Consider the following 21574-nt stretch of genomic DNA (forward strand, 5'->3'; position numbering starts at 1 on the left):
CCATGACAAGGCTTAGATAATGTTTGCGAAATGCCCAATTAGAATTTGTAAGTTGCTCTGACGTAATATGCGCGACCTGTTGGGTCTGCATAGCTAGAGTCATAACCGTATTGGAAGTTATCAGTCACGTTGGATGCAGGTGGATCTTGGTCAAAAATATTTTTGATCCCGCCAGTGAGTTCTAAGTTCTTAAATCCGCTATAAGTGCCCGCAATGTTATAAAGGATGTAATCACTGACTCGATGGTTATCATATTTGGCTTCACCAATAGAATTTGAGTCTTTATAACCACGGCTAAATTGTTGCTCAAAGATCATTTTCCAGTTGTCATAACTCCAATTGACATTGGCAACATGTTTCCAGCGAGAATAGACTTGCTGGTTATAATAGCTACCTGTACGGCTGACCCATTCCCCGCCTTTTTCTTCTTGTTTGTCATATTTGATGACATAGGTTCCATCAATACCAAAACCAAAACGCCCTGTTTTAGTTACAGGCGTGAGATAGTTCAAACTTAAATCAACTCCTTGGGTTTTAATTCCACCCATATTGATCAAAGTGGTACTCACATATTTGATCCGCCCATCTGCATCACGGACAAATAAACTTGAATATTTGCTTGGGTCAGCAAAAATAATTGAATCGGTAATTGCATCAATCAGGTTGTCTACTTTGATGTTGTAGTAATCTGCTGTAAATACTAGATTTTTGATTGGCTCAAACACCAGTCCAGCAGTATAAGATGTTGACTCTTCAGCTTTTAAGTCGGGATTCCCACCTTGCATACGCTTAAATTGGACATTACATTCAGTTTGGTATTGTGGTGAAGTTGCAGTACCACCGGGGCAGAGCACAGGGTCATTGTATTTCGAACCTGTAAAGGTTTGGCTTTGCGGTGAGTTGATGTCATATAAGCTGGGTGCACGAAAACCTGTGCTGTATGAGGTACGGAACATCAATTGCTTTAACGGTTCCCAACGTAAAGCAACTTTTGGATTGAAGGTATCGCCAAAATCACTATAGTCATCATAACGTGCTGCGAGCTGCGCTTCTAAATTGGCTAAAATCGGGATATGTAATTCTGTGAATACTGCAGATATATCTCGATCACCCTTACTCACAGGTTTATCTGGATCTATACCGCTACCAGGCACTTGTCTGACGATCTCAGCATTAATTTTTTGATCCCAATTTTGTTTGGTAAAACTACCACCTAAGGCAAATCCAACGTCACCCGCAGGCAGTGTATAGATTGGACGAGATACAGTGACATCAAAAGAGGTTGAGTCTAAGCTGGCTTTATTGGTATCCCCATTGACTTCAAAAGATTTCCAAATATTAGCATCGGCTGAAGGGCCAAATGGATTGAGTGAACCGTCGTTTAAAGCAGCTTGAACTTTACTTTGATTGAGGTAACCCGCATTAAAGCTATCGGTTGCTTCACTTTTTGCATAGGTTAAGCCTGCATTGATATCCCAACCATAGGCTTCACCCTCAATTCCTGCAAATGCACGATGTGAGTCATTGGTTGTTTTGCCTGAACGGTTTCCCCCTTGTGAACGCAGATAGAGTTGTAAATCTCCATTGCTGAGTCCATTCACTGCGGGGACAATACCTTTGCCTGGATAATATTGACTTGTCGAAGGAAGCGTGACTGAACGGCTATATACATCAGGCGCAATCGAAGTAGTAACTTCGTTACGTGAGAAGATATATTCTCCAATCAGATTAAATTTATCTGAAAGTTTAAAGGTTCCGCGGCCAAGTGCTGAAATTGTTTCAACTTCTGGAGTAATTCCAATCAGTGCTTGGGTATTGAGATAACATAAGCCGCCATCTGCAGCGACATTTGGTGTGTTATTACAATTTGTATTGCCGTATGGATTTGCCAAAATATTGTTTTTGGGATCAAAAATATTTGCTGGGAAAGCATTTGCTGAGCTGGCATCTAAACCGAGCTCAGGAATTACACCACCACGGCGACTGATCTTGCGGTCTTTTGCCATGATATTGTTGCTTCTACGATAATCGACCACACCGTAAACATTAAAGCCTTGTTCATCTAGATTGCCATAGCCCCCAAAGATGGAAATATCTTGTTTATCACCACCACTGGCTTCGGGCTGAGTCGCTCCCACACTGATGTTGAGACCTTCAAAGGATTTTTTGGTAATAAAATTGATGACACCACCAATTGCATCGGCACCATAAACCGCTGATGCGCCATCACGGAGGACTTCGATACGTTCAACCATTGCCATTGGAATAATATTAAGGTTGGTGGTTGATGTACTAAATGGGCTATAAGCCAGACGACGACCATTCAATAAGACCAGAGTTTTATCTGTGCCTAATCCACGTAAATTGGCTGATGAACCCTCGGTATTACTTGCACCCACATTTTGAGATGTAGAAAAACCAGCTTGGTTAGAACTGACTTTGGTCAGTGCTTCTTCGACAGTGGTTACCCCTTGTTTGGCTAGATCTTCACCTTTAATAATCGTAATGGGTGAAGCACTTTGAGCTGCAACACCTTTAATTGAAGACCCTGTAACTGTGACTTTGGCTACTTTTGTTGGCTGTGTTTTTTCTTCAGTTTCTGCTGCATGCGCTAGCGATAGCCACATCATACTTAGACTAAGCGTACTCAACTTTAGTAAGGTTTTCCCCATCGTTGGCGATCCCACAGTGCAAACATTTTTGTTTACTTTCATATTTTCAGACATCCGTTTTTTTTTGTACTTAGCGATATTGCTGCATTGCTTTCTAGCAATTCAAGTGCCAACTATCTAATTATATGTTTTAAAAATATACAAAAAAATGATAAGAATTTACGTGACTAGTGTTTAATCTCCTTATTCATCCGTGACTTGATGGTAGAAAAATAAGTTTGGAAGTCGTCTTAATTAATGTTAATACAATATGAAGTTGTGATTAAAAAACACGCTGATGGCTTTAATTATTCTTTATATTTATTTGTTATTTAAAGACTTTAACTATATCTAATGAATCGTATAACTATTAATTATGACTTTGTTTTTATTATTAATTATTTTAAATCAAAAGATTAAGTGAATATTTATAGTGTTTGATAAAATAAGTGATCAATTTTGGAACGTGTGTGTACTTAAATTGTGCATTATGAGTAGTTCTGATAAATGATATCTGAATTTAATATTTAGGCTGGGGTGGAAGATGACGATAGGATGTCAATCATAGATATTCATAGAATTAATGTGATTTTATTACGGTAAAAATAAATAAAATTTAGAAGGGGTAATCGTAGTGGCATGATATTCGCTTTGCATTTAATACTGTTATATCGTTCAATTTTTCACTATTGTTAATTTAACGTTCTGGTTCGGCACCAAAGCAGCAATCTACAGGATGATGGTGTTGCCAGTATTCTGTTTAAATAATTTGATGAATAAAAATACATAGGTGTGAATTTGGAATTCAAGCTTTTACAACTTGCGTTGTTGGTCGGTGCAATGAGTTACGGGGAAATGGCGATTGCGAAAACGCCTGCACAACCGAATAAAATCCTGAATTTGGCTTTTGAAGCACCAGATGATGGTTTCGATATGGTGAAAACCTATAATTTCTATAGTGGGAATATTGCAGAGGCGATATTTGAACCTTTATTAAAATATGATTATCTGGCTCGTCCTGTGGTATTGGTGCCCAATACGGCACAAGCATTGCCAAAAATAGAACAAGAGGGCAAGGTCTATACTTTTAAAATTAAGCCAGGCATTTATTTTACCGATGATGCTGCGTTTAAAGGCAAACGACGTGAGCTGACTGCTCAGGATTATATTTACTCTATTCAACGTGTGAGTGATCCGAAAAACCATTCGCCTACCTATTCTTTTATTGATGGCAAAATTCAAGGTTTAGAGCAAGTAGTTGCCAATGCGAAAAAGACAGGCAAGTTTAATTATGATGCGCCCATTTCAGGGCTTAAAGCTTTAGACAAATACACTCTACAATTCACCTTAACCCGTGCAGATTATAATTTCCCTTATATTTTGGCCTATGTCACTTTTAGCGGAACAGCGCGTGAAGTTGTTGAGTTTTATGGTGATCGTATCGGGCAGCATCCTGTAGGTACAGGTGCTTACCAACTGAGTAAATACGTGCCACGTAGTAAAATTGAGCTGGTGGCAAACCCTGACTATCGTGGCTTTATTTGGAATTATAAATCGACAGGTACGGCATGGGATAACCAACTTGTCAAAGAGATGTCGGGTAAAAAAATGCCTCAAGTCGGTAAGGTTGTCGTGAGTATTATTGAGGAAGAACAGTCAAGGTGGTTGGCGTTTAAGTCAGGCCAATTGGATTTTGACAAATTAACCTCAAATGCGGTTCCTCAGGCTTTAAACGGCACACAATTAAAACCAGAACTTAAACAACAGGGCATTCAACATTTTCCCAATAAAGACCCTGAAATCACCTATACCATGTTCAATATGAAAGATCCGATTGTGGGAGGTTATAGTCTAGACAAAATAGCGCTACGTCGGGCCATTACGCTGGCATACAACCAACAAGAAGCGATTAAGCAACTTTATAAAGGTCAAGCGGTTAGGGCTGAAATGTTGGTACCAGATGGGGTGCAAGGGCACAATGCTCAATATAGAAGTAGTATTGCCTATAACCCGTTATTGGCCAATAAATTACTGGATCGATTTGGTTATAAGAAAGGCAAAGATGGTTATCGAACTTTACCCAACGGGCAGCCGCTTACCCTGAAATATAATACGGAAAATAGCTCAAGCTCAGTCATTCATTCTGAGTTATGGAAGAAAAACTTAGATGCTATTGGAGTGCGTGTTGAATTTAAGGTCAGTAATTTTGCCGATAACTTAAAAGAAGCCATGCAGTGTAAACATATGATTTGGGGTGGGGCATGGATTGCTGATTTTCCTGAAGGAGAAAATTTTGCCCAATTGCTTTATGGTCCGAACTCAGGCAAAGGAAATTTAAGTTGCTATCAATCTAAAGCTTATGATGCACTGTATCAGCAAGCTTTAACTTTACCGCCACAACAACGAACGCCATTTTATGAAAAAATCAGTCGGCAGATAGAGGCAGATAACCCTTGGATTATTCATAGTACCCGTATTCGTAATTGGCTGTTGCAACCACAAGTTCAAGGCTATAAAGCACATCCAATGATCAATACCGTTTGGCAATACCTTGATGTTCAGCCAGCTAAAAAATAACCTGATGAAGTTGAATAAAATGATGAAGGATGATTTAAATCAAAAGTTAAAGCAGATTGGGGTTAGTGCATTATTGGGGGGCATGCTCCTGACAGTCACAATGAATGTATTTGCCAAAAGTCCAGCGGATCCAAATAAAGTTTTACGTTATGTTTTCCCAGTTGCAGAAACGGGTTTTGACCCAGCAGGTACCCAAGATCTTTATTCTGCACATGTACATAATTCAATATTTGAAGGCTTATATACCTATGATTATTTGGCATCACCCGCCAAATTAGTACCACGTACCGCGGTGGGCCTGCCTGAAGTCAGTGCTGATGGTTTAACCTATACTTTTAAAATTCAAAAAGGTATTTATTTTGCCAAAGATCCTGTATTTAAAGGCAAAGCCCGTGAATTAACCGCGCAAGACTATGTTTATTCTTATAAGCGGTTGTTAGACCCAAGTTTGCACTCGCCCAATAGTTGGTTGTTTGATGACAAAATTCTAGGCATGGACAAAGTGCTTGAGCAAGCTAAAAAAACAGGGAAGTTTAATTATGATCTATCAGTTGCAGGGCTTCAGGCGACAGATCGTTATACCTTGGTGATTAAACTGAAACAAGTTGATCAAAACTTCCCAATGCTGTTGGCACATCAACCAGCTGGCGCAGTTGCACGAGAAGTGATTGAACATTATCGTGATCGGTCTGGTTTTGCCATGGCACATCCTGTGGGAACAGGTCCCTATGTCTTGACAAAATGGACACCCGGCTCACGGATTATCCTGAAAGCCAATCCAGATTATCGTGGTTATATTTGGGATTTCAAAGCATCCACACCAGAAGATCAAAAAATTGTAGATACCATGAAAGGCAAAAAAATGCCGCAAATCGGTGTGGTCGATATTCAAGTGATGGAAGAATCACAATCACGCTGGTTATCATTTAGTAAAGATGAAACTGATTTATTTGTGTTGGATGGTGATCTCAGTGTTCAAGCCATCCAAGACGGTCAGCTTAAACCCGAACTTGCCAAAAAAGGGATTCAACTTTCCCGTATTGCCGATCCTTCAATTGATTATTATTACTGGAATATGCAAAACCCTGTTGTTGGTGGTTTGAGTAAAGAAAAAATTGCTTTACGTCGTGCCATGGCAATGGCCTTTTCACCTGATAATCAAATTAAGATTTTGATGAAAGGTGATGCGCAACGATTACAATTCCCCATTCCTTATGGAGTGATTGGGCATGATCCAAACTATAAAACCAGTATTCCTTATTCCGTCAAAGCCGCCAATTTACTGTTAGATCGTTATCATTATAAGGTTGCTGCCGATGGTTGGCGTACCTTGCCGAATGGTAAACCTTTGCTAATTGAATTAACTGTTTATGGAAATAGTACACGTAGTCAGCAAAGTGCTGAATTTTGGAAAAAGACTTTAGACAATATCAAGGTCAAAATGACCACCAAATCCTTGCCTTTTGCGGAAGGTTTAAAAGCAGAAAAACAATGTAAAACCATGTTTAAGGGATCAGCTTGGATTGCAGATTATCCCGATGCAGATAACTTTATGCAGCTATTTTATGGAAAGAATATCCATTCAACCAATAGTGCCTGCATGAAAATTCCTGAATATGATCGCTTATATGAACAAACGCAAAAATTGAAACCGGGTCCTGAGCGTGATGCTTTATACCATAAGATGGCGCGAATATTAGAAGTGTATATGCCGGTACAAATGGCATCGACCCGTTATCGCAATGCTTTGGCGCAACCGCGTGTCATTGGCTTTAAAAAGCATCCGATTATTCCATCGGAATGGATGTATTTTGATATGAAAAAATAAACTCTATCAAAAGCTTAAAAATAAACAGATTGAAATTTGAAAATGAATAAATGAAAAATTGGAGAAAATGAAAATGAAGCGATTTAAATTAACTACACTCTGTATGTTGTCAATGGGTATGGGGCAATGGGCCTTTGCAGAAACTGAGCGCAGTACTTTACCCAAGTTTCAGGCCAAAGATATCCCTGCCCAATGTGATGCAAAAATTACAGACGTTAAAACCAAGTTGGCTGAATTTGCCAAAGTTAAACTCAAAAATAATGCACCTGCTGGAGCAGTATTGGCAAAGTGGGATGAAATTTTTGCAGAGTTTGAAGATTTTTATGGACCAATTAATTTAGCCAGTAATGTTGACCCAAGCGCGGATTTACGTAAAGCCGCAGAAGACTGTGAAGTTAAAATCAGTCAGTTTCAAACTGAAGTGTATCAAGATGGAAAGCTTTATCAGCAAATTAAAAAAATCAAAGCCAGTGATGAGATTGACCGTAAATATCGCCAAGATATTTTAGATGGTTTTGAAGATACAGGGGTACAACTTCCCGCAGAAAAACAAGCACGTTTAAAAGTGATTTTAGATGAATTGACCAAGATTCAACAAGAATATGCCCGTAACATTCGAGACAATCCTGAAAAATTAGAATTTACTCCAGCCGAATTAAAAGGCTTACCAGAAAGCTATATTGCCAATCTAAAGAAAAATGAAAAAGGCAATTACCTGTTGGGTTTTGACTACCCAGAATACCGTCCTTTTATGGAATTGGCAGACAGTGATGATGCGCGTAAACGTTATCAAATTGCTTATACCCGCCGTGGTACTGAAAAGAATTTAGTGTTGCTTAAACAAGCGATTGATTTACGGCATGAACTTGCACAATTATTCGGTAAAGCCAGTTATGCCGATTGGGCATTGAAAAATCGTATGGCCAAAAATCCTGAAACGGTCAATAAATTCCTCAATGAGGTACATAGTACGGTTGCGCCATTAGAGAAAAAAGAAGTGCAAACACTGCGTGAATTTAAGGCTAAAACCTTAAATATTCCTGTGGAAAAAGCGGAAATTAACCGTTGGAGTGAGGGCTATTGGAGCGAAAAATTACGCCAAGAAAAGTACAAAATTGACCAAGAAAAAATGCGGGAATATTTCCCGACCGAAGCATCACAAGATTGGTTATTTGCAATTTCTTCAAATCTATATGGGATTGAATTTAAGCCTGCCAAGGTTGATGTCTGGCAAGATGAAGTTGAATATTACGATGTAACAGATCAGAAAACAGGTCAGCTTTTAGGTGGTTTATATATCGATAAATTTCCACGTGAAGGAAAGTATGGTCATGCAGCGGTGTGGGGCGTTAAGGGGGGCAGTACCCTAACCCAGCGTAAACCGATTTCAGCCTTAGTCACCAACTTTAACCGTAAAGGTTTAAACAGTGATGAACTGGAAACCTTTGTACATGAGTTTGGGCATGCTTTACACGGAATTTTATCAAACACCCGTTATGCCTCACAATCTGGCACCTCAGTCGAGCGAGATTTTGTTGAAGCACCGTCACAGATGTATGAAGAATGGGCACGCCGTAAAGAAACGCTGTCGACCTTAGCCAATTATTGCAAACCCGCCTGTCCGCGTGTCGACGATGAATTGATTGGCAAATTAAAAGCCGTTAAAAACTACGGTCGTGGCTTATTTTATTCTCGTCAAACTTTATATGCGCAATACGATATGGCACTGCATACTGCAGATGCTTTAAAAACCCAGCCTTTAGAGGTATGGAAAAAACTCGAAAATCAAACCGCCTTAGGGTATGTGCCAACTACAGAATTCCCAGGGCAATTTGGTCATATTATGGGCGGATACCAAGTCGGCTATTATGGCTATATGTGGTCTGAAGTGATGGCCTTAGACATGCTTTCTGCTTTTGGCGATAACTTAAATAATCCAGAGGTTGGAGCACGTTATCGTAAAGCAATTTTGTCACAAGGTGGACAAAAGAAAGCAGAGCAGTTGGTGGTTGATTTCTTGGGCAGAGAGCCGGATAACAAGGCATTCTTTCAAGAAATTACCGGTCAACGTGATTAAAAGGAATTAGAACTATGCTGGCATATATCACGCGCCGTATATGGCAAATGATTCCCACTATGTTGGGAGTCGTGTTGCTGATTTTCTTTCTATTTAACTGGGTGGGCGGAGATCCTGCTTATATCCTTGCTGGAAAAATGGCAAATCCTGAACAGATTGAAAATATTCGTCAGCAACTTGGGGTAGACCAACCATATTACGTTCAATTGTGGATTTTTATTAAGCAAATCCTGACTTTTGATTATGGCAATAGTTGGAGTACTGGGGAATCAGTTTCAAACATTATTCTGACCCGTTTGGGTCCATCACTGACCATCATCATTCCACTGACAATTTTACAAACTGTAATTTCAATCATTCTGGCTTTGGCTGTTGCTTCGGTACGTGGTTCGCTGACGGATCGTATGGTGATGTTGTTATGTACCATTGGGATGTCGATCAGTATTTTGGTCTATATCATCGTATTTCAATACGGTCTTGCCTATAAGCTGGGATGGTTCCCTGTACAAGGTTGGAGCGATAGTCTCAGTGAAAATCTATTGCAATACGCACTATTGCCAATCTTAATCATGTTGGTGGTGAGTATTGCACCGACTTTACGTCTATACCGTAGCTTTGTCTTAGATGAAGTCAATCAGGACTATGTGCGTACTGCACGGGCAAAAGGGGTCGGTGAGGGACGTATTTTGGGCGTGCATGTGCTGCGTAATGCATCTATTCCGATTATTACCGATGTGATGTCGAGCCTGCCAGCGTTATTGATTGGAGCATTTTTAATTGAGCGATTTTTTGGTATTCCGGGGATTGGACGAGAAGTCATTATTGCAGTAGAACGAAGCGACTTTCCAGTGATTAAAGCAATCACCGTATATGTTGCTGCTGCGACCATGATTTTTAACCTCATTGCCGATTTGATTTATAAAGTGGTTGATCCACGCGTACAGTTGAAGTAGGTGGGATGATGCTCGGAATTTTATCTAAAAAAGTAGACGTCCAAGACCAACAGACTTCTCCTGGTTTATGGCGATTGGCGATGCGACGTTTAAAAGCAGATCGTATTGCTATGCTGTCGTTATTGGTGTTGCTGTGTTATTTCATCATATTGGTACTCTCCATGACGGGTGTGATTGCATCAAATTGGAATAAAGAAGTCGCCGTGAGTTATGCGCCACCTACATTTATAGGGGCAGATCAAAACACGCAAGATTCTGAAAAAAAAGCCACACCTGTAGCAGCTTTACCTGAAAATCCTGTTGATCCTTTAAAAGATGTGATCAAAGAACTAAATACTGAAATTGCAACAGAACAAACTTCAGGTGGTGAGATTGACTACTACGGTATTCAAGATCCGCTTGCAGAAGATATGAAAGCCATTGATCAGCAATTGGGTGGGCATTTACTTGATCAGCAAAGCGAACTCAAACAAACCTTGCCTTTTGGTGCGGATAAATGGGGACAGGATGTAGTACTAAAAACCATTAAAGGTGCAGAAACGTCTATTATTGTGGGCTTGATCTCGGCATTGCTGGCAGTGGTAATCGGCACATTCTTAGGGGCAATCGCTGGTTATTTTGGTGGTTGGGTCGATGATGTTCTGAACTGGTTTTATAACATTTTTACCTCGATACCTTATCTATTGTTGGTGTTGGCGATTGCTGCTGTACTGCAACAAAAGGGTATTCTTTCCATTGTTTTAATTCTTGGATTAACGGGTTGGACGGGGGTATTTCGTTTAATTCGTGCCGAATATATGAAACATAATTCACGCGAGTATGTACTGGCAGCCAAAGCAATTGGTGTCAGTAATACCCGAAGGATGTTCGTGCATATTTTCCCAAATGTAAGTCATATTGCTTTGGTTCAGATGTCGATCTTGGTGGTTGCATTTATTAAGTCTGAAGTAATTCTAAGCTTCTTGGGCTTTGGTGTACCTGTGGGAGTGGTGTCATGGGGTAGTATGTTGAATGAAGCACAAAGTGAGCTAATTTTAGGCAAATGGTGGCAATTGGTGGCAGCTTCAGTAGCGATGGCCGTGCTTGTGACCGCATTTTCAATGTTTACAGATGCATTGCGTGATGCATTAGACCCTAAACTAAAATAAGGAGCATAAAGATGTCAGAACAACAAGCGACACCTCCTGTGCTACTCAGTGTTGAAAATCTGAGTGTGAGTTTTAAGGGTGAAAATAAGCAATTTATTGAAACTGTAAAAGGCATTTCATTTCAGATTCCTACCAATACCACCGTGGCCTTGGTTGGCGAATCTGGCAGTGGCAAATCTGTAACTTCCCTAGCAACCATGGGTTTATTACCTAAAGGCCAATCTCGTATTGCTGAAAACAGTAAAATTCTTTTTGAAGGCAAAGATTTACTCAGTTTAAACAGCAAACAAATGCGTGCAATATGTGGTAAAGACATTGCCATGATTTTTCAGGAACCGATGTCATCACTTAATCCTGTTTTTACGGTGGGTGATCAAATTGCTGAAATTATGCGTATTCATTTAAACATGGGGCGTAAACAAGCCCGACAACGCACTTTGGAGTTACTCACTGAAGTTGGAATTCCATCCCCTGAAAGCAAGATTGATGCTTATCCCAGTCAACTGTCTGGCGGTCAACAGCAACGGGTCATGATTGCCATGGCAATCGCCTGTGAACCTAAATTACTGATTGCTGATGAACCGACCACAGCATTAGATGTCACCATCCAAAAACAAATATTGGATTTATTGGAGGCTTTACGTAAGCGCCGTCAAATGTCGATGTTGTTTATTACCCATGACTTGGCATTGGTGAGTGAAATTGCTGATGAAGTGATTGTGATGCGTCATGGTGAAATTCGTGAACAAGGTTTAGCAAAGGCTGTTTTAGAACAGCCACAAGATGCCTATACCAAAGCATTATTATTATGCCGTCCGCAACTTTCGCATCGTCCATATCGCTTACCAGTCATTAGTGATTTTATGCAAGTTCAAGATGTACCTGAGACTGAGGCGGTGAGTTTGCCTGAGGTGGATTTTGCGGAGCGTAAGCGAGGTCTTGTTGGCGGTGAAGAAATTATTTTAGATGTACGTGATTTAAAAAAATCATTTTTTAGTCGTAAAGGGCTATTTGGCAAAGATGAATTTCAGGCAGTCAAAGGGGCATCTTTCCAACTGGCGAAAGGTAAAACTTTAGGGCTCGTTGGGGAGTCAGGCTCTGGTAAAACCACCATTGGTTTATTGTTGATGCGCTTGCAACAAGCTTCTGGTGGCCAAGCTTTGTTTCAAGGTAAAGATATTTTGGCAATGTCTGAAAAAGAGTTTGCTCAGTATCAACGTAAGATTCAAATTATCTTTCAGAATCCTTATGCCTCACTTAATCCGCGTTTTACCGTGGGGCAAATTTTGATGGAGCCGATGCAAGTTCATAAAATTGGTGCAAATGATACTGAACGTAAAAAGATGGCTTTGGAATTACTGGAAAGAGTAAGCTTACCTGCGCAAGCCTTTGATCGTTATCCGCATGAGTTTTCTGGGGGACAACGTCAACGTATTGCAATAGCACGCTGTTTAACTTTAAAACCTGAAATTTTAATCTGTGATGAATCCGTCTCGGCACTTGATGTATCGGTTCAAGCACAAGTCCTGAACTTACTTCAAGATCTGCAAGATGAATTTGGCTTAAGTTATATTTTTATCTCACATGATTTGTCTGTGGTGAAATATATTTCGGATCAAATTATGGTGATGAACCACGGTGATATCGTTGAAATCGCCAATTCGGATGAGTTGTATCAGTCACCACAGCATGACTATACCAAACGCTTATTGAGTTCAATTCCGCAAGGAACCAGACAGGTGATTTAGATTTTTACTGTGTAAAAAGCCACTCGATTGAGTGGCTTTTTAGGGTCAATAAATAAGTGTTAAAGACTTAGAATTTTTTAAAACCTTTTGTCACAACAAACGGTTTTTTCTTTTCAGGTTGTTCGCTACGTTCTTGGCGATCTGAACGATCTAAACGTTCGTTTGGATTATAGCGACCTTCTGAACGGTTACGGTTTTGTTGATTGCCATAACGGTTTTCAGAACGGTTGCTATTAAAACTATTACCACGGTTGTCCGCACGGTCATTGTTGTAGCTGTTGCCACCAGAACGTGCTTTATTAAAGCGGTTGTCTGAGCGTTCATTGCGATTGTCAGTACGGTTTTCAGTACGGTTTTGACCATATTGGTTTGCACTTGGCTGAGAATCACGACGATCATTTTGATGGTTGTGAGCTTCTTCACCTTCGCTATCACGACGTTGTTGACGCAGGAATCCACCGCGACGCGCAGCCATAGGTTTGTCTTGCATACGTTCGGTACGACGTTTTGCCATACCAAATAAACCTGTACCTTGACGTGGTTTAAGTTCAACAGCTTTGGTTAAATTATCGATATCAGTTTTATCAAGTTCCATCCAACGACCTGTACGAAGTTCACGAGGCAAAATCACAGTGCCGTAACGAGTACGGAGCAAGCGACTTACTTTTAGACCTTGTGATTCAAAAATACGGCGAACCTCACGGTTACGACCTTCTTTTACAACGACTTGGTACCAGCGATTGATTCCTTCACCACCAATTTCAGAGAAAGATTCAAATTTTGCTGGACCATCATCTAAAACAACGCCATTTGTCATGTTGTTTTTGATTTGAGGCGTTACTTCACCCATGACTCGAACTGCATATTCACGTTCGATTTCATTTGAGGGATGCATTAAACGATTGGCAAGTTCACCATCATTTGTAAAAAGTAATAAACCTGTTGAGTTGATATCTAGACGACCTACCATCACCCAACGGTCATTGGAAATCGGGGGTAAGTTATCAAACACAGTCGGGCGAGATTCTGGGTCATTACGAGAACAGATTTCACCTTCAGGTTTGTAGTAAATCAATACACGACGACGAATTTCGTCTTCAATTTGGAACTGAACTTTACGACCATCGATGCGAAGCTCATCACCTGGTTCAATACGTTCGCCCACTTGAGCAACCTGCCCATTGACACTTACACGACCAGCGGCAATGACCTCTTCCATATAACGGCGAGAGCCCAAACCCACTCGTGCGAGTACCTTTTGCAATTTTTCACTCATGACAGCATAACCTTAGAAATAATCATCAACAGTGCACCTATTTAAGACTTGGCAGCTTGCGCATCCAAAATCATAAAAGCTTCCTTGGCATCCTGTAGGGGAGGCAATTGATCTAAAGACACTAGACCAAAAGCATTTAAAAATTGTGGCGTTGTCACTAACAACGCGGGTCTACCTGGGAGTTCTCGGTAACCAGATTCTTTAATCCAGTTCCAATCAAACAAAGTCCTGAGTATTTGACTATTATTTGTAACCCCTCGTATTTGCTCAATATCAGCACGGGTTACTGGCTGATGATAAGCGATCACTGCAACAGTTTCTAACAGTGATGGCGATAATCGAGTCGGTCGATCTGGCCAAACTTGCGCAATCACGTTGCGGTATTTTGCCCGCACTTGAAAACGATAACCTTGAGCTGTTTCGACAAGTTCGATTGAACGACCATGTTGTAACACAGACAATTGCTGTAAATACTGTTGCAACTGTTGTTTAGAATACTGATTTTGAAATGCTTCTCTTAAGCGAGCAAGCGATACAGGGGCATCACTTGCAAAGATAATCGCTTCAAGTTGCATCAGAACTTCGTGATGTAATTCATCAACATTAAAGGCATTATTTTGATCAATGGTCATGCCGTTGCTCCTTGAATTGCAAGCGGGGCTTCAACACCAGAAGAAATAATTTGGACTTTTTGCTGACGAGTCAGCTCCAAGATTGCCATAAATGTAACCACCATGCCCATTCGACCTTGGTTTGGCTTGAGTAATTCTTGGAAACTGAGAACTTCTCCAGATTCAATCATATATTCGATATAAGCAATGCGTTCTTCAAGAAGTACAGGTTCTTGTTCAATCTTATGGGTTACGGGTTCAGGACGGTTAAAAATGCAATATAAGGCATCTTTTAGCATCTCAACGTCATAACCTTCATACACTTTTGGAATATGACCAATCGCAATATGTGTCGCAAAAGTGTCTCGGTCTAAAACTGGCATCTGGCCTAAACGTTCAGCTGCTTTTTTAATCCGTAAATAGGTTTCTAAGCGATCGATTAGTTCCTGTTTTGGATCTTTTTCAATATGAATAGTTTTTGGTTTTGGCAATAACAAGCGAGATTTTAAATCTGCCAATAATGCTGCCATCACCATATAGTCTGCGGTTAGCTCGATATTTAACGATTTCATACTGTCCATATAAGACAAATATTGTGTTGCAATCGGAGCAATATCTAACTGTAAAAGATCGAAACCATTTTTTTGAATCAGATAAATTAAAAAGTCGAGTGGTCCTTCGAAATGTTCAAGCAGAATTTCGAATGCAGCAGGAGGAATATATAAATCCTCTGGAATTTCTTCTTGCCATTCATCCAATACACGGATGTTGGAAATGGATTCCATAGGATGCTGAGTTGCTTGAGTCATTACAGTTTATTAGCCACGCGAATTTTCAAAGGCATGTTTTATTCGTGTTACCACTCAATAGGCACATAGGAGAGGGTGGTGACGAATTACAAAAAGATATTTGGCTTATTTTAATGGAAAAGTTAAGAGGAATACATTGTTTAATTATAAAAACCATAAAAAAACCTGAAAATAAATAGGGAATATTTTGTTTTATGATGATTAAACTAAGCTAAGTTTATAATTTTTAATGTAAATTTTTATATGCTTTTAATAGAAAATTTATCCATATTTTAATAGCATAATGTGAAGTGGATCAACTTTATATGTTGGGTGGGTTTGAATACTAAGGAGCTTTGTTACTTAGGACTGTCTATAAAGGCTGAGATAGAAATATAATTTTCAATTAATAAAACTGTATTTAAAATGAATTGAGTAAAGGAAATATTCTGTATGAGTACAATTGATTTCAAAGCAGTTCAAATATGAATATCAATAAATATTGAAGTAAGTAGCTAATAAAAAATTGAACGGAATTTTAAAAATTATTAAGTAAAAATTAATAGAATAATGTTATTAAGTTGATTTTTATAATTATATATTTAAAGATATATATTAATTATTAAGATTATTTATAAAAAATATGTCTAACAATATTTACTCTGCTTTGGAGCAGCTTGGCTTATCAGCACAAAAACGTGCGATCCACGTACAATTTTCTAATTCGGCATTGAGCCAACAAGTATTCCTACAACGTATTGATGGAACACATCAAATCAATGAGGGTGTTCGACTTCAGCTCATCTGTCTTGCAACGTCAGCAAGCATTCCTTTAAAAAGCTTTATTGGAACGCAAGCTGCAATTGATATTGTCACAGATAAATCTGAATTAACCCGTATTTCAGGAATTGTGACCCAAGCCGATATTGGCGCATCTGATGGTTCTCTTACCATCTATCGTTTGACTGTAGAAGACCCAACAGCACTTTGGAAACACCGTAGAAACTCTAGAGTATTTATGAATAAGTCGGTTGTGGATGTGATCCAGACCGTGTTCCAAGAATGGGTACAACGCAGCCCACTGTTTGCTTCAAGTCTGACATTAGATAAGAATGGACTGAGCAAAGACTATGATGTGCGCCCATTCATTATGCAAGCATCTGAAAGTGATTTTGACTTCCTGACCCGTTTGATGAGAAGTGAAGGGATTAACTGGTTGATCGATGAAGCACAACTTAAAGTGTCGAGTTCAACAGAACAAATCCAAGCACAAAAGCTTCGTTTAATCGATGACAATTCACAATTTAGTGCCTTAGAACGCCGCAATATTCGCTTCCATAGAAGCAGCGCCGTAGAAAAAACTGATTCAATCACCAATTTTATTGGTCAGCGTTCCATTCAACCGACTTCAGTGTATATCCAACGTTGGCAAGCTGATGTATTGGATATTGATGAAGGCGCTGGCAGTGTCCAAAGTAAACACAGCCATAGTGAAAATTATGACAATGCCAGTTTAGCTTTAGAACAAGCCTGGCACTTTAGTCCTGCATGGATTCAAGACCTTAATGGCGAAGATGGTGCCACGCCATCGGGCAATAGTCAGATTGAAAAGTTTAACCAAAACCTCAGCAACTACTACGATTCACAAGCCAAACAATTTACAGCAACATCAACTGTGCGCGATGCACATGTTGGTTATTGGTTTGAACTAAATGAACATCCTGAGATAGATCAACACTCAGGTGCAGACAAAGAATTTTTAATCACGGCTAAAAGCTTTTATAACCAAAATAACTTACCTAAAGATCTCACCGATCAAGTCACCGCTTTAGTCCAACAAAGCAATTGGCAAACAAGTCAAATCACCAGCAACACGAGTGATGAACGTCAAGCTAGCAATTTAACCATTCAACGTCGTAACATCAGCACGGTTCCAGCCTATAACCCATTACAACACCGACCGATTGCATCACCACAACGGGCCAAAGTAGTAGGGCCAAGTGGAGAAGAAATTCATGTCGATGAATGGGGGCGTATCAAAGTTCGCTTCCTGTTTAGCCGTAATGAAGACAATACCCATGATGGCGGTGCGGGTTCCAATGATAACGATACAGATTCAGCTTGGGTCGATGTCCTGACCCCATGGGCAGGCGAAGGCTATGGGGCGCGATTCTTACCGAGAATCGGTGAGATTGTTGTGATTGATTTCTTTGATGGCAATATCGACCGTCCCTTTGTGGTTGGGCGCATTCATGAAGCGCATCGTCATCCAAGCAAGTTTGATGACAAAGGTAAACTGCCTGATACCAAAAAACTAGCAGGAATAAAAAGTCGAGAGTATAAAGGCAGTGGCTATAATCAACTCAGATTTGACGATACCACAGGTCAACTCAGCAGTCAGTTACAGAGCAGTCATGGGATGAGTCAACTCAACCTCGGTAATTTAAGTCATCCCAAAGAGACAGACACCAGCGAAGGACGAGGTGAAGGCTTTGAGCTGAGAACTGACCAGTGGGGTGCAGTAAGAGCAGGACAAGGTTTACTACTGAGTACTTATGCTCAGGATTCTGCTTCGGGCAATCACCTTGGTGTGACAGCAGGCAAAAATCAATTAGAAAGTAGTCTGAATAACTCTAAAGCATTGAGTGAAGTTGCCAAGAATCAACAGACTGATCCTTTAGAAAACTTAGATCATTTGAAATCGTTTATTTCTGCTTTGGAAAAAGATGACTCAGATGAAGCTAAGAACCAAGCCGAGGCGTTTAAACAGGCGTTAATGATATTGGCTTCACCAAACTCAATTGCGCTTACCAGTAATGAAGATATTCATCTTTCAGCAGATGGGCAAATTAGTCATAGCGCAGGCGACAGTATTAATCTAAGCACTCAAAAGAGCTTCTTAGCGCATGCACAAAACAAGATCAGTTTGTTTGCAGCACAAGAAGGCGCAAGGTTATTTGCAGGAAAAGGTAAAGTTGAAATTCAAGCTCAGGGTGATGGTGCTGATGTCATTGCACGTAAAGACATCCAAATTATTTCAACTGAAGATGCAGTTTATATCATAAGCCCTAAAGAGATTCGACTGGTTGGGGACACTTCTGAGGTAAGGATCAATGGTTCAGGTGTGTTTGCGACAACATCAGGATTGTTTGAGGTGAAGTCGGGGCAGCAGAAGTTTGAAGGAGGAGTACATGTACCTAATTTTAAAGTAAGTTTACCAACACCTAGAACACTTTACAGTAATAAAATTGATTATAACTGGAGTGACAATATTGGTAATGTCAAGGAAATTTTTGTTCTAAATAAACATAATAATTATTTAATAAAATCTAAAATTGATAAATTGAATGATAAAAATAATATGAGTTCTTTACACTTTTATACACCTGAAGAAACTGATTTTATTGCATTAGGGTTTGATTCATCATATGTTTCTTTAGTGCAAAAACGATTAGATGGAGAAAATATAGATGAATTATTAGATGAAGCATTATCGAACGGTGATGATGTTTATTCTGAAGAGGATTTTTAGTAATGTCTGAATTAAAAACAATTACAGTAAAATTCTTTGATAGTTCTGGGAAATATGTAGTCAATTTAAGTGTCAAATCTAAATATAAGGGGTCATCTAAAGAGAATCTTCAGAAAACGAATTCGCATGGCTTGTTTGTATTTCAAGCTTCACCAAATAGAACGATTGAAATTCTTGTTCAACCACCTAATCAGCAAAGTTATACTGTTTTTAAAACAATCAATTCTTCTGTAATATCATCTGAAGATAATCCTATTAGAATTCAATTGCCAAAGACGATTGACGAATATAAACAAAGCAATAGGTCTTCTACGAACAAAGGAATAGTTAGTACTTTATTTAAAGTTGTTGATAGTAATGGAAAAGTTATGGTTAATTTTCCGATTCAATCTAGACCAAAAGGAAAAGGAAACTCTCCAGATAAATATACAAATAGCCAAGGAATAGTAGAAGTTCTATCATCTGCGAATCGAGATATTGAAGTTTTAGTACTTACATCAACTGATCAATTTCAGCTTAAGTTTTCTGGGAACTCAGGAAATGGGATAAAGCAACCAATATTACTCAAACTAAATGAACCATATGATCGCTTTAAAGGTGTTACATTAATAAAAGTATTAGATAAATCAGGACAGCGTTATGCAGTTAATGATGTCGATGTTGAGATGATTTTTAACAATAATCAAAAAAAGAATCTTAAAGTTAAAAATGGACAATTAAAGTTAATTAACTGGGTTGGTCAAAAAATTAAATTAATCATTTTAAAACCAGATGGAACTCCTTTAGGTTCTGTTAGCTTTATGGTCAGAAGAGTTAAAGAGGAATTTATTGATTTACAATTAAGTGTAGATATTTTGAATGGAAGAACAGCAACAAATGATCCTAATATTCCTAGACGTATAGAGGATAGTATTTCAGGAGAAATAATTTCTTTAAGCTTTTTTAAGGAGGTATATGGTTCTCGAAAGTTATTTTGGAAAGAAGGAATGAACGGTAAACCGACACAGAATACAACTCCTGAACAATTTGTACTCGCCTTAAATAAGGGATTACTAAAATATAAAATGACAGACAAGCTTATGCTTTGTCATTTTCTTGCTCAGATCTACCATGAATGTGATCATTTTTATACATTAATCGAGTATGCGAGTGGGAGAGATTACGACATTTCAACTTTTCCTCCATCTGTATGTGATATTCCAAAAAGTAGAGCGTGTAGAAGGCGTAAACAAATAATAAAAGAAGGTAATACTACGCCGGGTGATGGACCAAAATATAGAGGGCGAGGTTTAATTCAATTAACGTGGAAAAGTGCATATATTTTATATAAAAACTATTCAGGACTTGATGTGGTAACAAATCCGGATTTACTTTGTAACGATCTTTTTCATGCTGTTGAAAGTGCTGTATGGGCTTTTAATGAATTTAAAAATGCGGATAATTTGGTTCGGAAAGGATATAGTGACTTAAATGGGACTTATACCAATTCTCATCATTTACAAGTTGTAGATAAAGTAAGCAGAAGGATTAATGGTGGTACAGTAGGTTTAGCTGAGCGGAAAAGTTTATTTTTGAAAATATTAAGAGAAGTTGAGAAAAGAAATGGGTTTAAGTAAAAAAATCTTTTTAACAGTAACTCTTTTATGTCCACCACTAACTTTTGCTGATAGTGATAGCCTAGTAAAGGATAATCATAAAGTTTATTTTAAACAGGGTTCCCTGAAAATTTTCCTATTTGATGATGCTAATTATTGTTTTGATAAAGATGCTTTTTCTGTGGAGAGTTTAACGAATGATAAAAGGAAATATTTGTTTGTAAACTATACAGATGATTGCAATCCTAGTGGAAAGTATCAAATATTCGATATATCAAATAATAAAGCTCATAAGTTTTATTTGAGTCCATTATATGATCCAGAAGTTATAAATGATAAAAAACAAATTATTGAAAGGTTTAAAGATGGCTCTATAAGTTACACACGTATATACAAGTTTAAAAATGATAGATATTCTTTGCAAGAAGAACTAAAAACATTAAGTGATAATCTTAACCTAAGTGTTATTTATTATAATAAATCAACTATTTACTCTCTAAAAGACAATTCAAATCAAACAGTAAAAAATATAAAAATAAATTTACCTAAAGTGTTTTTTCTTGATAAAAATTATATAAAAACAAAGGCTTATATTGTAAAAAATGATAAAGTAACAATAAAGAATATTATTAAAAATAGTGACTCATTATACCTTCATGTTGAATATTATGGAAAAACTAAGACAACAGAAGGATATATTAAATTATCTGATATTTTTTAGGAGTTTAGTCATAATTACGTTTGAGATTCATCATCAAAAAATATTTACCATAACCATATAATTTTAATT

Annotated in this window: 12 protein-coding genes and 1 pseudogene; 9 read left to right on the plus strand and 4 right to left on the minus strand. The window is 38.5% G+C overall.

Translation table 11 applies throughout. The features are described 5' to 3' along the window. Positions 1–38: 38 nt before the first annotated feature. Entirely contained in the window at positions 39–2714 is a 2676-nt protein-coding gene (locus tag ACG916_RS03675; RefSeq protein ID WP_336953290.1) for a TonB-dependent receptor, read from the minus strand. 723 nt (positions 2715–3437) lie between these two features. Between ACG916_RS03675 and ACG916_RS03680 the strand changes: the two genes are divergently transcribed. The 6 genes from ACG916_RS03680 to ACG916_RS03705 all read left to right on the plus strand — a co-directional run bounded on the left by ACG916_RS03680 (position 3438) and on the right by ACG916_RS03705 (position 12982). Beyond that, a complete protein-coding gene (locus tag ACG916_RS03680) occupies positions 3438–5228 on the plus strand; it encodes an ABC transporter substrate-binding protein (RefSeq protein WP_419328105.1) in 1791 nt (596 codons plus the stop codon). A gap of 82 nt (positions 5229–5310) precedes the next feature. Beyond that, the gene (locus ACG916_RS03685) at positions 5311–7056 is read left to right on the plus strand and encodes an ABC transporter substrate-binding protein (protein WP_419328104.1); all 1746 of its coding nucleotides are present in this window, start codon (positions 5311–5313) and stop codon (positions 7054–7056) included. Positions 7057–7123: 67 nt separating this feature from the next. Then, complete coding sequence (locus ACG916_RS03690) at positions 7124–9133, plus strand: M3 family metallopeptidase (protein WP_419328031.1); 2010 nt, start codon at positions 7124–7126, stop codon at positions 9131–9133. A gap of 14 nt (positions 9134–9147) precedes the next feature. Next, positions 9148–10086, plus strand: coding sequence for an ABC transporter permease (locus tag ACG916_RS03695; RefSeq protein WP_004722891.1), 939 nt, complete (start codon positions 9148–9150; stop codon positions 10084–10086). Between the two features lie 8 nt (positions 10087–10094). Beyond that, positions 10095–11234: an ABC transporter permease gene (locus ACG916_RS03700; RefSeq protein WP_419328030.1), complete on the plus strand. Its 1140-nt coding sequence runs from the start codon at positions 10095–10097 to the stop codon at positions 11232–11234. A gap of 11 nt (positions 11235–11245) precedes the next feature. Further along, positions 11246–12982, plus strand: a complete 1737-nt coding sequence (locus tag ACG916_RS03705; protein ID WP_419328029.1) for an ABC transporter ATP-binding protein — start codon at positions 11246–11248, stop codon at positions 12980–12982. A gap of 382 nt (positions 12983–13364) precedes the next feature. Here the strand turns inward: ACG916_RS03705 and rluB are convergent. From rluB to ACG916_RS03720, 3 genes and pseudogenes are all read right to left on the minus strand, one after another. Further along, positions 13365–14258: pseudogene (gene rluB / locus ACG916_RS03710) on the minus strand (23S rRNA pseudouridine(2605) synthase RluB); the annotation flags it as partial. A gap of 41 nt (positions 14259–14299) precedes the next feature. Continuing rightward, on the minus strand, positions 14300–14890 hold the full coding sequence (gene scpB / locus ACG916_RS03715) for an SMC-Scp complex subunit ScpB (RefSeq protein ID WP_336953283.1): 591 nt from the start codon (positions 14888–14890) through the stop codon (positions 14300–14302). Continuing rightward, a complete protein-coding gene (locus tag ACG916_RS03720; protein WP_336953281.1) occupies positions 14887–15678 on the minus strand; it encodes a segregation and condensation protein A in 792 nt (263 codons plus the stop codon). Before ACG916_RS03720 ends, scpB begins: the two co-directional genes overlap by 4 nt. Positions 15679–16300: 622 nt before the next feature. On the opposite strand from ACG916_RS03720, the gene ACG916_RS03725 reads away from it, so the two are divergent. From ACG916_RS03725 to ACG916_RS03735, 3 genes are read left to right on the plus strand one after another with little or no spacing between them, the layout of a single operon-like run. Next, positions 16301–19189, plus strand: a complete 2889-nt coding sequence (locus tag ACG916_RS03725) for a type VI secretion system Vgr family protein (protein ID WP_419330047.1) — start codon at positions 16301–16303, stop codon at positions 19187–19189. Positions 19190–19191: 2 nt separating this feature from the next. Further along, entirely contained in the window at positions 19192–20805 is a 1614-nt protein-coding gene (locus ACG916_RS03730; protein ID WP_419327547.1) for a glycoside hydrolase family 19 protein, read from the plus strand. Then, positions 20792–21505 (plus strand): hypothetical protein, encoded by a 714-nt coding sequence (locus tag ACG916_RS03735; protein WP_419368184.1) that lies wholly within the window; start codon positions 20792–20794, stop codon positions 21503–21505. The genes ACG916_RS03730 and ACG916_RS03735 overlap by 14 nt, the downstream gene beginning before the upstream one ends. Positions 21506–21574: the final 69 nt, after the last annotated feature.

It is taken from the genome of Acinetobacter legionensis (assembly GCF_048552295.1).
Lineage (GTDB): Bacteria > Pseudomonadota > Gammaproteobacteria > Pseudomonadales > Moraxellaceae > Acinetobacter.

Coding starts and splice junctions, on each gene's coding strand:
- ACG916_RS03675 (WP_336953290.1), bottom strand. CDS start 2,714: ATGAAAGTAAACAAAAATGTTTGCACTGTGGGATCGCCAACGATGGGG.
- ACG916_RS03685 (WP_419328104.1), top strand. CDS start 5,311: ATGCTCCTGACAGTCACAATGAATGTATTTGCCAAAAGTCCAGCGGAT.
- ACG916_RS03690 (WP_419328031.1), top strand. CDS start 7,124: ATGAAAATGAAGCGATTTAAATTAACTACACTCTGTATGTTGTCAATG.
- ACG916_RS03695 (WP_004722891.1), top strand. CDS start 9,148: ATGCTGGCATATATCACGCGCCGTATATGGCAAATGATTCCCACTATG.
- ACG916_RS03700 (WP_419328030.1), top strand. CDS start 10,095: ATGCTCGGAATTTTATCTAAAAAAGTAGACGTCCAAGACCAACAGACT.
- ACG916_RS03705 (WP_419328029.1), top strand. CDS start 11,246: ATGTCAGAACAACAAGCGACACCTCCTGTGCTACTCAGTGTTGAAAAT.
- scpB (WP_336953283.1), bottom strand. CDS start 14,890: ATGACCATTGATCAAAATAATGCCTTTAATGTTGATGAATTACATCAC.
- ACG916_RS03720 (WP_336953281.1), bottom strand. CDS start 15,678: ATGACTCAAGCAACTCAGCATCCTATGGAATCCATTTCCAACATCCGT.
- ACG916_RS03725 (WP_419330047.1), top strand. CDS start 16,301: ATGTCTAACAATATTTACTCTGCTTTGGAGCAGCTTGGCTTATCAGCA.
- ACG916_RS03730 (WP_419327547.1), top strand. CDS start 19,192: ATGTCTGAATTAAAAACAATTACAGTAAAATTCTTTGATAGTTCTGGG.
- ACG916_RS03735 (WP_419368184.1), top strand. CDS start 20,792: ATGGGTTTAAGTAAAAAAATCTTTTTAACAGTAACTCTTTTATGTCCA.